Source organism: Enterococcus sp. C46 (assembly GCF_040887565.1).
In the GTDB taxonomy this organism is placed as follows: Bacteria; Bacillota; Bacilli; order Lactobacillales; family Enterococcaceae; genus Enterococcus_B; species Enterococcus_B lactis.
In genome coordinates, this window is the sequence record NZ_JBFOGA010000002.1 from 52,379 (window position 1) to 65,432 (window position 13,054).

The window sequence follows — 13,054 nt, forward strand, 5'->3', positions numbered from 1 at the left end:
ATTGGAGGTCGAAAAAATGCTACGTAAATTCAAATTAACGATTGATGGAAAAGAGTATTTAGTAGAAATGGAAGAGATTGGCGGCACTCCTCAACAACTGTCTATGCCTAGCCAATCTGTTGTTCAGAAGCCAATAAGTCAAGAAGAGGAAACACCGTTAAAAAGAGAGACAGCACCCCTTACGCCGATAGCTCAAGGAACAGATGATGCCATCACTGCTCCGATGCCTGGCACGATCTTAAGAATACTTGTTGACAATGGGGAAGCTGTTCAGGAGAATCAGCCATTGATGATTTTAGAAGCCATGAAAATGGAGAATGAAATTGTAGCTGGAAAAGCTGGAACAGTAGCTGCTATCCATGTTACTGCGGGGGATATGGTCAATCCTGGTGATGCATTGATTACGGTTTCGTGATCGTTAATTTAAAAAGAGGAAGTGAAGTTTATGGAGACATTGATTGAAGGTGTAACTGGGATCGCAACGGAACCTGGACGCTTAGTTATGATGATCATCGGTGGCATACTGATGTATCTAGGAATAAAAAAGGAATATGAACCAACCTTACTTGTGCCTATGGGACTAGGTACGATTTTGGTCAATTTTCCCAATTCAGGGGTACTTAGTGCGGGCGGAGAAGCGGGGCCGTTTCAAGTTTTATTTGAAATGGGGATCAGCACAGAATTATTTCCTTTACTTTTATTTATTGGGATTGGCGCGATGATCGATTTTGGGCCGTTATTGCAAAATCCGTTTTTGCTGTTGTTTGGGGCAGCAGCTCAATTCGGGATTTTCTTTACGGTAATCGCGGCCGTCTTATTAGGATTTGATTTAAATGACGCAGCCTCGATTGGGATTATCGGAGCCGCAGACGGGCCAACATCTATTTTTGTAGCGAATACGCTGAATTCAAAATATATGGGAGCGATTATGGTTGCTGCTTATTCGTATATGGCACTAGTTCCAATCATCCAACCAGTCGCCATCAAAGCAGTAACGACCAAAAAAGAACGTCAAATCCGTATGAGCTACCGTGCAGGCGAAGTTTCTCAAACAGCTAAGATATTGTTTCCTGTAGTGATTTCGGTCGTAGCTGGGCTTATTGCACCTGTGTCTTTACCTCTTGTGGGTTTCTTGATGTTTGGGAATTTGTTGAGAGAATGTGGCGTGTTGGATCGATTATCTATTACAGCACAAAACGAATTAGTGAATATCATCAGTATTTTGTTAGGTCTGTCGATTTCTGTCAAGATGCAGTACGAAGAATTTTTGAAAGTCGATACATTGATAGTGATCGGTCTAGGGCTAGTAGCCTTTATCATGGATTCTGTCGGTGGAGTGCTATTCGCAAAACTGCTGAATCTATTCCGCAAAGAAAAAGTGAATCCAATGATTGGTGCAGCTGGGATCTCTGCTTTTCCAATGTCTAGTCGAGTCATACAGAAGATGGCAACAGATGAAGATCCGCAGAATTTTATTTTGATGCATGCAGCTGGAGCGAATGTTTCAGGTCAGATTGCTTCCGTTATCGCAGGTGGACTGCTTTTGGCACTGCTCACATAAAAAGGAGGAATAAAAATGACAGAAGATTTATATAAGGCATTCGAATTACTATTGTTTGGCTGGGGCGGCGTATTCGTAGTGATTTTGATTATTTATTTAGCTTCTTTACTGCTGACCAAGACATTTCCGATAAAAAAATAAAGAAGGGCTTTTATGTACGTACTTAAACAGCTTTGGCTATCTAAAGAACATCAAACGATGATTAAGTGGCAGGAATTGTTGCATACTGTAGGGTTGAGTGGAAACGAGTGTCCAGATTATACAGTTGGTATTTATGATGGTGATCAGTTGATTGCCTCAGGGTCTTATGAAGGGCAGGTCATTAAATACATTGCTGTCTGTAAAAAATATCAGTCGGAAAAACTTCTGATTCGGATCATCAACCATTTAATCGAGAAGCTTAGAGAAGAAGGCAAGTTGCATTATTTTATTTATACTAAATTGGAAAATCAAAGAGTGTTCCGATCGTTAGGTTTTAAAGAAGTCTTTTCAACGAGAGAAGTCGCTTTTATGGAGTTAGGAGCACCGAATTTCAATGAATACAAAGCACTACTGAAACAGTCTAAGAAGGCAGAAAGTGCTAGCGGGATCGTCATAAATGCAAACCCATTTACGAAAGGACACCAATATTTAGTCGAATCTGCTGCAAAAGAAAGTGAATATGTGTATCTCTTTGTTTTATCCGCAGAAGAATCAATGTTTTCAGCGGCTGATCGTTTTGAAATGGTCAAAAGAGGTGTAGCCCATCTTAAAAACGTCAGTGTACTGCCAACAAATGATTATCTTATATCTGCTGCGGTGTTTCCTGCATATTTTTTAAAGGAAAAAGCACCAATCGAACAAGCTCGTATACAAGCAACTTTTGATTCACAGCTTTTCAAAGAAAAAATAGCACCAATTTTACACATCAATAAACGCTTTGTAGGGGAAGAACCTTTTTCAGAGGTCACGAATCTTTATAATCAAACCATGAAAGAAGTTTTTGATTCGGACATTTCTCTTATTATTCTTCCTCGTTTGAGCTGTAACGGCGAAACCATCAGTGCGACTAAAGCACGGCAAGCAATAAAAGAACGAAATGAACAAAAACTAATGAAATTCCTACCTGAGACTACGCTTGAATACTTACATCAAAAAGGAGTGATGACATGTGGAAATAAAACAAGTTGCAGCTGCTGGTACCGTTGAATCCAGCGATATTTTGATAACGATCGAACCAAATGAAAAAGAGACACTTAGCATTTCTTTAGACAGTAGTGTAGAGAAACAGTTTGGCAAGCAGATTCGACAAGTAATAACAGAAACACTGACTCATTTAAAGGTAACTTCAGCAAAAGTAACAGCAATCGACAAAGGAGCATTAGATTGTACGATTATTGCTCGACTGATTACTGCCGTTTATCGGGCTGCCGAGAAAGACGCTTATGATTGGGGTGAAATCGACAAATGGAAAAATTGAGAAGAACGATGATGTTTGTTCCTGGTGCAAATGCTGCTATGTTGAGGGATGCCCCATTATATGGTGCTGATTCCATCATGTTTGATTTGGAAGATGCTGTATCGCTGAAAGAAAAAGATGCTGCTCGTACCCTTGTGCATTTTGCTTTAAAAACTATAGATTACGGTAATGTAGAAACAGTTGTCAGAATCAATGCTTTGGAACAAAGTGGTGAAGAAGATATCAAAGCTGTTGTCTCAGCCGGTGTGGATGTTATTAGGTTGCCTAAAACAGAAACAGCTCAAGAGATCATTGCAGTGGATAAAGTGATTACCAAAGCAGAGGAAATATTCGGCTGTACAGTCGGCACGACTAAAATGATGGCTGCTATTGAATCAGCAGAAGGTGTGCTGAATTCACGGGAAATCGCACAAGCATCTCCACGAATAGTTGGTATTGCTTTAGGAGCCGAAGACTATGTGACGAATATGAAAACAAAACGTTACCCTGATGGACAAGAATTGTTCTTTGCTCGGAGCATGATTTTGCACGCTGCACGTACTGCTGGTATAGCCGCTATCGATACGGTTTATTCAGATGTAGAAAACATGGCTGGATTTCAAGCGGAGACGGCGCTTATCAAACAACTAGGCTTTGATGGTAAATCAGTGATCAATCCTCGCCAAATCCCTGTCGTACACGAAATCTATGCACCAACTAAAGCAGATATCCAACATGCAAAAGAAGTTATTTGGGCAATTGAAGAGGCAGATTCCAGAGGTTCTGGCGTTATTTCTTTGAATGGAAAAATGATCGATAAACCAATCGTGGAGCGTGCTGAGCGGGTGATTGCACTTGCAAAAGCTACCAATCTACTAAGTGAAGAGGAGTGATGAAAATGGTTTTGAATCAAGCAGGTAGAGAGATACCAAAAGAATATGCTGAACATTACGGTATTTTCGAAGGTGAACTTGCGCACATCAATTCGTATAAAGAAGCCAGTCGCAACATTAAACCAAAAACACCACGTGAAACAAAATTGTTAAGCAATTTACGCGAAGCAATTGAGCGAACAGGCTTGAAAGACGGTATGACGATTTCATTCCACCATCATTTTCGCGAAGGAGATCAAGTCATGAACAAGGTTTTGGCAGAAATTTCAGCGATGGGTATCAAAGATTTAACGATTGCGCCTAGCTCGATTGCCAATATTCATGAACCTTTGATCGATTATATCAAAAATGGAGTCGTCACCCATATTACAACTAGTGGATTACGAGACGAGGTTGGGGCAGCAATTTCTTCTGGAATAATGGATGCTCCTGTGATTATACGGTCTCATGGTGGAAGGGCAAGGGCGATAACGGCAGGAGACCTATCTATCGATGTTGCGTTTTTAGGTGCGCCTAGTTCAGATGTTTATGGAAATGCAAATGGAACAGTTGGTAAAGCAACATGTGGTTCTTTAGGCTATGCAATGGTTGACGCAAAATACGCAGATCAAGTAGTAATTGTGACGGACACGCTTGTACCTTTTCCTAATACACCTATTAGCATCCCACAAACAGATGTTGATTTCGTTGTTGAAATAGATTCGATTGGAGACCCAGAAGGTATTGCTAAAGGGGCTACACGATTCACTAAAAATCCAAAAGAGTTACTAATCGCAGAATATGCGGCTAAAGTAATCACTCAGTCTCCTTATTATCATGAAGGTTTTTCTTTTCAGACAGGTACAGGTGGAGCAGCATTATCGGTGACACGCTTTTTACGTGAATCGATGCTTCAAGACGGGATTAAAGCAAGCTTTGCTCTTGGCGGTATCACGAAAGCGATGGTCGATCTATTGCAAGAAGGATTAGTAGAAAAAATCATTGATGTCCAAGATTTTGATCATCCTTCTGCTTGTTCACTGGGAGAAAACAGACATCATTATGAGATTGATGCCAATATGTACGCGTCTCCTTTGAGCAAAGGATCATTTATCAATCAGCTAGACACAGCTATCCTTTCTGCTTTAGAAATTGATACGGATTATCATGTCAATGTCATTACTGGATCAGATGGGGTGATTCGAGGCGCAGCAGGAGGACATCCTGATACTAGTATGGCTTGCCAAATGAGTTTAGTAATTGCGCCACTTGTACGAGGACGGATTCCGACAATTGTAGATAAAGTCAATACTGTAGTAACACCTGGTTCGAGTATTGATGTGGTTGTTACGGAATTTGGGATTGCTATCAATCCTAAGCGGAAAGATCTGATCCAACACTTTAAACAAATAGATATCCCACAATTTACGATTACTGAACTGAAAGAAAAAGCATATGGGATCGTAGGGACACCAGAACCGATCAATTGTGGCGAAAAGATTGTTGCTTTGGTCGAATATAGAGATGGGACGATTATCGATGTGGTAAAAAATGTGTAATCAATTATTCCAAGGAACAACTGTTGGTTTGGAGCAAATGCTTACAGCACGTACGAAACGAGCAGAAATCCAAAAAGAAATGTTATCGATGAAAGAAAATACTGTTTTGCTTTGTGCAACGTTGAATATACCTGGGCCTGTCAAATACTCTGTAGGATTAGCAGAACTATTTGAACAGATCATTGAAGTTGTAGAAGATGCGATAGCTTTACATGCCATCCTTCGTTTATATCGAAAAGAAGTCACTGGACCAGAATATTATTTGCTACTTTCAATGCCTGAAAAGGAAGCGAAGGAGACCATGTTAGAAATCGAAGAAAGACATCCGTTTGGGCGTCTGGTTGATCTAGATATTTTGTGTTTAGTTGACGGGCAGCCGAACCCAATCAGCAGAAGCAGTTTAGGTCATCCCCCAAGAACTTGTTATCTCTGTCAGGAGCAAGCAAAAGTATGTGGACGTTCACGAAAACATAGTATGAAAGAAATGCAGGAAGCGATTCTGCTAATTACAGCAAAGGGGAGGGGAAAAAATAATGGCAAAAAAAATCCGATTGATGGAAACAGTCTTACGTGATGGACAGCAAAGTTTGATTGCTACACGTATGCCAACAAAAGATATGCTACCAATCTTGCATACAATGGATCAAGCCGGTTATTCTGCCTTGGAAGTATGGGGAGGAGCAACATTTGATTCTTGTATACGGTTTTTGAATGAAGATCCTTGGGAAAGATTGAGAAGTATCCGAAAAGAAGTAAAAAACACAAAATTGCAGATGCTTTTGCGCGGACAAAATTTATTAGGCTATAAAAATTATGCAGATGACGTGGTACGATCTTTTGTCGAAAAGTCAATCCAAAACGGGATTGATATCATAAGAGTGTTTGATGCATTAAATGATACGAGAAACCTGCAAACGGCGATTAGTGCTACAAAAGAAGCTGGTGGTCATTGCCAAACAGCAATCTCATATACCACAAGTGATGTTCATACGGTGGAATATTTTACTGAATTAGCAAAAGAAATGGTTCAAATCGGTGCAGATTCTATTTGTATCAAAGACATGGCGGGCGTATTGACCCCCAATACCGGATACGAATTAGTTAGGCGTATCAAAGATGCTGTAGATGTTCCTTTGGAGATCCACACGCATGCAACTAGTGGAATTTCAGAGATGACTTATTTGAAAACAGCTGAAGCAGGAGCAGATATTATCGATACAGCAATTTCTTCATTTGCTGGCGGAACGAGCCAACCGGCAACGGAGTCTATAGCGATGGCTTTGGAGGATATGGGCTTCGATACAGGATTGGATCTACAAAAAACAGAAGAAATCGCAGAATATTTCAATCCTATCCGAGATCGATTTAGAGAAGAAGGACAATTGAATCCAAAAGTAAAAGATACAGAACCTAAAGCATTAATTTACCAAGTTCCTGGAGGAATGCTTTCCAATCTGTTAAGTCAATTGACTGAACAAGGACTGCAGGACAAATATGAAGATGTATTGAAAGAGGTACCGAGAGTACGGGCAGATCTAGGATTCCCGCCGCTTGTTACGCCTCTTTCCCAGATGGTAGGAACTCAAGCATTAATGAATGTGATTACCGGCGAACGCTACAAGCTTGTCCCAAGTGAAATCAAAGATTATGTACGAGGCTTATATGGGCATCCACCAGTTCCTATACAGAAAGAAATAAAAAAATTGATCATTGGTGAGGAGAATGTAATCACCGTTCGTCCAGCAGATTTCATTGAGCCCCAACTTCCAGCTTTTCGTCAAGAAATTTCAAATTATGCAAAATCTGAGGAAGATGTCTTGATGTATGCTTTGTTTCCAATACAGGCAAAAGATTTTCTAGGAAGAAGAGAAGATCGATTTTACGATGTCCCACTCCAAATGGTAGAGGTGAAAATCGATTTTTTTGAAAATCAATAATTGAATAAAAAAGGACTGTCATAGGTACACACTGGAATGTATCTGTGACGGTCCTCTTTTATGAACGATTTTATCGAAGACGGATAGTACGTGTCAAAAATAAAAAAGCTACGATTAGAAATAACAATAAAATGTACTCCAAAATAACGGCTAGGCGATCCAACTTATTTGTCGATATGTGTTTGTTTAAAAGCTGATAGAACCATAATCCAATCAGACCTCCTGTTGTATTAGTAATTACATCAGTGATATCCGCTACGCCAATACCGAATAGGAATTGAATAAACTCTGCGAAGAAGCTTACAAGGAAAATGATCCCTAATTTTTTAGAAAAGGAAAGCCCTTTGAAATTGACATCCAAAAGCACCCCAAAAGGAAAAAAGACAATCAAGTTATAAGTGGTCTCGCGCAAAACCGTCGTATTTTCAAAAGAAAAAGTAGAAAAAGGGACGAGATTGACATTGCTATAAGAATAAGTGAGAAATTGTGGAAGATTAAATGACAGCTTGAATAAAATCAACCATAATAGAAAGAATAAATAAATACCTAATAAAAATTTTGATACATACCGCATAGACATCTCCTCCATTTAAAAAGTATACCATCGAAAACCGCTGAAAAATCATAAAAAAGTATGAAGTTTAAGGGCCAATGTAGTTATCGTACGAAAATTAGAAGCTTTTTTTGTTGGGAATCCGGTTTCTTTTAAATGAGTTTAAAATGAGAAAATATTCAAATATATAACTTAAGTAATTTTTATTCATCCACTTTTTCCTCTCAAAGATTATTTTTAATAATTATATAAATTACATGCATATATATATTATTTTTCGTATAAAAATGGAATATGCTATACATGAAAAAATTATGGAAAGATAAGTCTTTCAACACTGTTTTCTTCGTATTCATTCGTTTTACGCTTATTTCATTAATGATATTTACTTTTTTATTTTCTTGATGATAAAAAGAAAAAGTTAGATAATTGCATATATAGTTATATATATAAATTTCAGATAATTCGAATTATTTTGCTGAATCACCTTGACATTGCCTAATACCAAATGTATTATTTCAATAACTTTCATTATCTTTTAATTATTTCAGGTGATTTATTAATTAAACATGTTGCGCAATTATCTGGTTAATAGGGGTTGAAAAGGGTGAAAGCAGTATAAATAAGAGGGGGATATACATTATATGAAAAAAGTTTTAGCTTTGCTTCTAGTAAGTGCCGTTATGCTGGGAGCATGCGGGAGTAATGCAAAAGGGTCTAGCTCTTCAAAGAAAAGTGACCTTGTATCAGAATATAGTTCTGTATATGTAACAGATCTTGAAACGCTAGATTACACATTCTCATCCCGTAAAACGAATAGTGACCACTATACTAACTTTGTGGAAGGTCTTTTGGAAAATGACCAATACGGGAACCTGAAAGGCGATATGGCTAAGTCATGGGAAGTTAGTGATGACGGGTTGACTTATACGTATCATCTTCGCAAAGGTGTTCCTTGGGTGGATAGTGAAGGAAATGAGTATGGGGCTGATGTGACAGCCAATGACTTTGTTACTGGGTTGAAACACGCGGTAGATGTACAATCAGAAACGTTATATATCGTGGCAGATAGTATCAAAGGCTTATCTGATTATATAGATGGTAAAACGAATGATTTTTCTACTGTTGGGGTAAAAGCAGTAGATGACTATACGTTGCAATACACATTGAATAAACCTGAACCATTCTGGAACTCAAAAACGACTTACGGTATCTTATATCCAATCAATGAAGAGTTCCTAAAATCAAAAGGGAAAGATTTCGGTAAACCAACACCAGACTCCATCCTTTATAATGGACCCTTCATCCTTGCAAACAATACAGCTAAATCAGTTATCGAATATACGAAGAATGAATCTTATTGGGATCCTAAAAATGTCCATTTAGACACAGTAAAATGGACCTACAATGATGGAAGTGATCCCGATGGGTTATTTAAATCTTACGAAAATGGAGAATTATCTCTTGCTCGTGTTTATCCAAATTCACCAGGATATAAAGACGTAACAAAAGCTTATCCAGATGGTGTGACTTGGTCTCAAACAGGTGGATCCACATACAATTTAACATTTAACTTTAACCGAGGTACATTTGATGCAACTTCAAAAACAACAGATAAAGAAAAAGAAGATACACAGAAAGCTATTTTAGATCGCAATTTCCGTTTAGCTATTCTATTCGGATTTGATAAGAAAAGCTATAACGCACAAAGTGTAGGAGAAGAAGGAGCCAATAAAGCATTACGTAATACACTTGTTCCTACCGATTTTGTAGAAATTGGCGGAAAACCTTACGGTGATACAGTGGCAAGTAAATTAAAAGCACTGGATTCCGATGCTTTTGGCGATGTAAATTTATCTGATGGACAAGATGGGTATTATAACGCAGACAAAGCCAAAGAATATATGGAAAAAGCAAAAACAGAACTAGAAGCAAAAGGTGTGCAATTCCCTATTCATTTAGATATGCCAGTTGAGGAAACTTCTGAGATTAGTGTCAACATGGTCAAATCTTTGAAAAAATCAGTGGAAACTTCTTTAGGATCAGATAACGTAGTGGTTGATGTTCAACTATTGAATGAAGATAAATATTTAGCTGCTACTTATCAAGCAACGACCGGACAAGCTGGCGACTTTGACATTACAAATGCCTCTGGTTGGGGTCCAGACTACACTGATCCATCTTCTTACTTGAATATCTATGATTCACGCAAAGGGGATATGATCCATACACTTGGACTGGAAGCTTCTGCCGTAGTACAAGGAACGGATCCATCAACTGCTGCGAAAAAAGCAATCAACTTACCTGAATACGACGCATTATTGGATAAAGCCGCTGCTATCACTGATGATTTAGATGCTCGTTACACTGCTTATGCAGATGCAGAAGCTTGGTTGTTAGATAATGCTTTGCAAGTACCAATTTATGCGGATGGTGGGACGCCGCGTGTCACAAATGTAGTGCCATTTAGTGGACCATATGGTTGGGCAGGAATTGCTGCAAACAAACTGAAATATGTAGAAGTACAAAGCGATATCGTCACAACAGATCAATACGACAAAGCGAAGAAAGCTTGGGAAACGAAAAAAGAAGAAACTGCGAAAGAAGCAGAAACAACAAGTTCTAAGTAATTTAGCTGAATGAATAGTAAAAAAGGCTTTCAATTTCTATTGTAGCCTTTTTTACTTATATGATGAAAGAGAGGGAAAATTGTGAAAAGATACCTTTTATTTAGAGTCCTGCGCTCTATACTTAGTATTTTTCTTGTAACTACCTTAACCTATGCGGTGATCTATTCACTTGTTCCGAGAAAAACGATATTTCAAAATGATGTGAATTACGGAAAATTAAAGGCAAAACCAGATGAACTGGCAGATTATGAAAACACAGCTTTCAGCAAGATGGGTTATATCGAATACCACACGACGAAAGAACTGAAAAAAGAAGTAGGAAGTAGTTCATCAGAAAAAGCCTCTTCTGAGCAGTTAGAAGAAAAATACCAAGATTGGGCGAAGAAAAATGGTTGGACGCTCAAACAATTTCCAATCAGCAAAGAATATTATGCGACAAAAGATATCCCATTAGTAAAACGCGTAGTGAATTTCTATGCGAATATGATCCAAATCGATCACCCTTGGAAAGTAAAAGATGCCAGCAATCCTAACTTAAAACATTCTCTGCGTATCGAAAACGATGAGTTGGTCGGTTGGGCACTTGTCGGTTCAGGAACACAATATAAATACCAGATCTATTTCAATGGACAATTTCCTTATATCCATCAAAATATCGTTCATTTGAATCTAGGCACTTCATATCCGACATTTGCTGGACAAGCGGTAACAAGCATCCTTTCAGGAGGACAAGGGAAAACAGAAAGTACAGAGACAACATTTAATGATGATTTTACAGCGCGCTCTTCTGCTAACATCTATCTCCGTCAATATCAGAAAACAAAAAACATCTCTTCACGAGACAAAAAATATTTTTCTGATAATTATGTCATCACAGATACGAATTACCAAGACCCATCGATGATCGGCACATCATTTCGTATGGGAGCCATCGCTGTTGTTATTGCTTATGCGATCGGCATACCTGCTGCGATGTTGATGGCTCGTTACAAAGGAAAGATACCAGATAAAGCAGGGATCGCTATCGTAACGGTGCTGATTTCCGTGCCAAGTCTAGCCTTTATCTATTTCTTCCGATTTATTGGAAGCAGCTGGTTTTCTTTGCCAGATTCCTTCCCAGCATTGGGCGCACAAGATATTCGCTCCTATATATTACCGACAGTGATTCTAGGACTATTGTCTGTTTCTGGAATCGTTATTTGGCTGAGACGTTACATGATCGACCAACAGTCTTCCGATTATGTTAAATTTGCGAAAGCAAAAGGTTTGAATGCGAAAGAAATTGCTAGAAAACACATTTTCAAAAATGCAGCTATCCCAATCGTCAATGGGATTCCAGGAAGTATCATCGGAGCGATTGCTGGGGCGACGATCACAGAAACAGTGTTTGCTGCACCAGGTATGGGGAAAATGCTACCTGATGCGATCATTACCCATAACAATCCATTAGTTATCGCAATCGTTTTTGTCTTTACCACAGTATCCGTATTTTCAATCTTAGCCGGGGATATTGCAATGGCATTAGTCGATCCGCGAATCAAACTATCGTCAGGAGGAAAATAGCTTGGAAAATGTGAAAACAGAACAAATGAATGAATTCATTTTTGTAGAAACGAATTCGTTAGCTTCAGAAAAGATTGATACGCCGAAGTATTCGTATTGGCGTTCGGTCATGCGTAAATTCTTTTCAAATAAAGTTGCGATTTTTATGCTGATACTGATGCTGGCTGTCTTATTGATGAGCTTTATCCAGCCATTATTCAGCGGATATAAATTTATGGATGTAAAAGATATCAATGACTTTACGAAACGCTATAATCCACCAAGTGCAAAATTTTGGTTTGGTACAGATGCTAACGGCATGTCCTTATTCGATGCAGTTTGGGCAGGGGCAAAAACATCAATTTCCATCAGTGTCATTGCTACATTGATCACTACAGTTATTGGTGTAGTAGTAGGGGCGATTTGGGGAACATCTAAAGCAATTGACCGTTTCATGTTGGAAATTTACAACATCATCTCGAATGTGCCAACTTTACTGATCGTTATCGTTCTCTCTTATACGTTTGGTTCCGGATTTTGGAATTTGATTTTTGCGATGTGTGTGACGAGCTGGCTGAGCGTAGCTTACTTTATTCGGGTACAAGTCATGATCATCCGCGACCGCGAGTATAATCTAGCCTCAAAAACACTAGGAACACCGACCTTGCGGATGATTTTTCGTAATATCCTGCCTTATCTGATTTCTATCATCGTGACAGATATATCTAGAGCGCTACCTTCGTTTATTTCATATGAAACATTTCTTTCATTCTTAGGCGTTGGGTTAAGCAGTGATGTTCCTTCCCTCGGACGATTGATCGCAAAATATACGAATAACATGAGCAATTACCCTTATCTTTTTTGGATTCCTGTGACTGTACTGGCGTTAGTTTCTGTTTCTTTATACATCGTAGGACAAACTCTTGCAGATGCGGCAGATCCAAGAACACATATTTAGGAGG

The 13,054-nt window shown here is 38.7% G+C and carries 13 protein-coding genes; 12 read left to right on the forward strand and 1 reads right to left on the reverse strand.

All coding sequences use genetic code 11. From position 1 onward, the window contains the following. Positions 1-16: 16 nt before the first annotated feature. The 9 genes from AB3I27_RS03400 to AB3I27_RS03440 are packed head-to-tail and all read left to right on the forward strand — an operon-like array spanning position 17 to position 7,367. Positions 17-415 (forward strand): acetyl-CoA carboxylase biotin carboxyl carrier protein subunit, encoded by a 399-nt coding sequence (locus AB3I27_RS03400; protein ID WP_002309879.1) that lies wholly within the window; start codon positions 17-19, stop codon positions 413-415. A 30-nt stretch (positions 416-445) separates the two neighbouring features. After that, a complete protein-coding gene (locus tag AB3I27_RS03405) occupies positions 446-1,561 on the forward strand; it encodes a sodium ion-translocating decarboxylase subunit beta (protein WP_002344765.1) in 1,116 nt (371 codons plus the stop codon). A 15-nt stretch (positions 1,562-1,576) separates the two neighbouring features. Then, positions 1,577-1,702, forward strand: a complete 126-nt coding sequence (locus AB3I27_RS03410; protein WP_002316536.1) for an OadG-related small transporter subunit — start codon at positions 1,577-1,579, stop codon at positions 1,700-1,702. A 12-nt stretch (positions 1,703-1,714) separates the two neighbouring features. Next, complete coding sequence (gene citC / locus AB3I27_RS03415; RefSeq protein ID WP_002309876.1) at positions 1,715-2,749, forward strand: [citrate (pro-3S)-lyase] ligase; 1,035 nt, start codon at positions 1,715-1,717, stop codon at positions 2,747-2,749. Beyond that, on the forward strand, positions 2,712-3,020 hold the full coding sequence (gene citD / locus AB3I27_RS03420) for a citrate lyase acyl carrier protein (protein WP_002309875.1): 309 nt from the start codon (positions 2,712-2,714) through the stop codon (positions 3,018-3,020). Before citC ends, citD begins: the two co-directional genes overlap by 38 nt. Next, positions 3,008-3,892, forward strand: coding sequence for a citrate (pro-3S)-lyase subunit beta (citE, locus tag AB3I27_RS03425; protein WP_002309873.1), 885 nt, complete (start codon positions 3,008-3,010; stop codon positions 3,890-3,892). Before citD ends, citE begins: the two co-directional genes overlap by 13 nt. Positions 3,893-3,897: 5 nt before the next feature. After that, the gene (citF, locus tag AB3I27_RS03430) at positions 3,898-5,430 is read left to right on the forward strand and encodes a citrate lyase subunit alpha (protein WP_104760348.1); all 1,533 of its coding nucleotides are present in this window, start codon (positions 3,898-3,900) and stop codon (positions 5,428-5,430) included. Next, on the forward strand, positions 5,423-6,004 hold the full coding sequence (gene citX / locus AB3I27_RS03435; protein WP_002309871.1) for a citrate lyase holo-[acyl-carrier protein] synthase: 582 nt from the start codon (positions 5,423-5,425) through the stop codon (positions 6,002-6,004). The genes citF and citX overlap by 8 nt, the downstream gene beginning before the upstream one ends. Then, a complete protein-coding gene (locus AB3I27_RS03440) occupies positions 5,964-7,367 on the forward strand; it encodes an oxaloacetate decarboxylase subunit alpha (RefSeq protein ID WP_002309870.1) in 1,404 nt (467 codons plus the stop codon). The genes citX and AB3I27_RS03440 overlap by 41 nt, the downstream gene beginning before the upstream one ends. 70 nt (positions 7,368-7,437) lie before the next feature. Here AB3I27_RS03440 and AB3I27_RS03445 read toward each other — a convergent pair whose 3' ends face one another. Beyond that, complete coding sequence (locus AB3I27_RS03445) at positions 7,438-7,941, reverse strand: VanZ family protein (protein ID WP_104760349.1); 504 nt, start codon at positions 7,939-7,941, stop codon at positions 7,438-7,440. A 623-nt stretch (positions 7,942-8,564) separates the two neighbouring features. On the opposite strand from AB3I27_RS03445, the gene AB3I27_RS03450 reads away from it, so the two are divergent. From AB3I27_RS03450 to oppC, 3 genes are all read left to right on the forward strand, one after another. Further along, positions 8,565-10,550 (forward strand): peptide ABC transporter substrate-binding protein, encoded by a 1,986-nt coding sequence (locus tag AB3I27_RS03450; RefSeq protein WP_002312321.1) that lies wholly within the window; start codon positions 8,565-8,567, stop codon positions 10,548-10,550. An 81-nt stretch (positions 10,551-10,631) separates the two neighbouring features. After that, entirely contained in the window at positions 10,632-12,113 is a 1,482-nt protein-coding gene (locus tag AB3I27_RS03455; RefSeq protein WP_002313930.1) for an ABC transporter permease, read from the forward strand. Between the two features lie 25 nt (positions 12,114-12,138). Beyond that, positions 12,139-13,050, forward strand: coding sequence for an oligopeptide ABC transporter permease OppC (gene oppC / locus AB3I27_RS03460; protein WP_050396368.1), 912 nt, complete (start codon positions 12,139-12,141; stop codon positions 13,048-13,050). Positions 13,051-13,054 lie beyond the last annotated feature (4 nt).

Bases quoted from the DNA above. Each gene is read 5' to 3' on its own strand.
- AB3I27_RS03445 (WP_104760349.1), bottom strand. From the start codon at position 7,941: ATGCGGTATGTATCAAAATTTTTATTAGGTATTTATTTATTCTTTCTA.
- oppC (WP_050396368.1), top strand. From the start codon at position 12,139: ATGAATGAATTCATTTTTGTAGAAACGAATTCGTTAGCTTCAGAAAAG.
- citX (WP_002309871.1), top strand. From the start codon at position 5,423: ATGTGTAATCAATTATTCCAAGGAACAACTGTTGGTTTGGAGCAAATG.
- citC (WP_002309876.1), top strand. From the start codon at position 1,715: ATGTACGTACTTAAACAGCTTTGGCTATCTAAAGAACATCAAACGATG.
- citE (WP_002309873.1), top strand. From the start codon at position 3,008: ATGGAAAAATTGAGAAGAACGATGATGTTTGTTCCTGGTGCAAATGCT.
- AB3I27_RS03410 (WP_002316536.1), top strand. From the start codon at position 1,577: ATGACAGAAGATTTATATAAGGCATTCGAATTACTATTGTTTGGCTGG.
- citF (WP_104760348.1), top strand. From the start codon at position 3,898: ATGGTTTTGAATCAAGCAGGTAGAGAGATACCAAAAGAATATGCTGAA.
- AB3I27_RS03450 (WP_002312321.1), top strand. From the start codon at position 8,565: ATGAAAAAAGTTTTAGCTTTGCTTCTAGTAAGTGCCGTTATGCTGGGA.
- AB3I27_RS03400 (WP_002309879.1), top strand. From the start codon at position 17: ATGCTACGTAAATTCAAATTAACGATTGATGGAAAAGAGTATTTAGTA.
- AB3I27_RS03405 (WP_002344765.1), top strand. From the start codon at position 446: ATGGAGACATTGATTGAAGGTGTAACTGGGATCGCAACGGAACCTGGA.
- AB3I27_RS03440 (WP_002309870.1), top strand. From the start codon at position 5,964: ATGGCAAAAAAAATCCGATTGATGGAAACAGTCTTACGTGATGGACAG.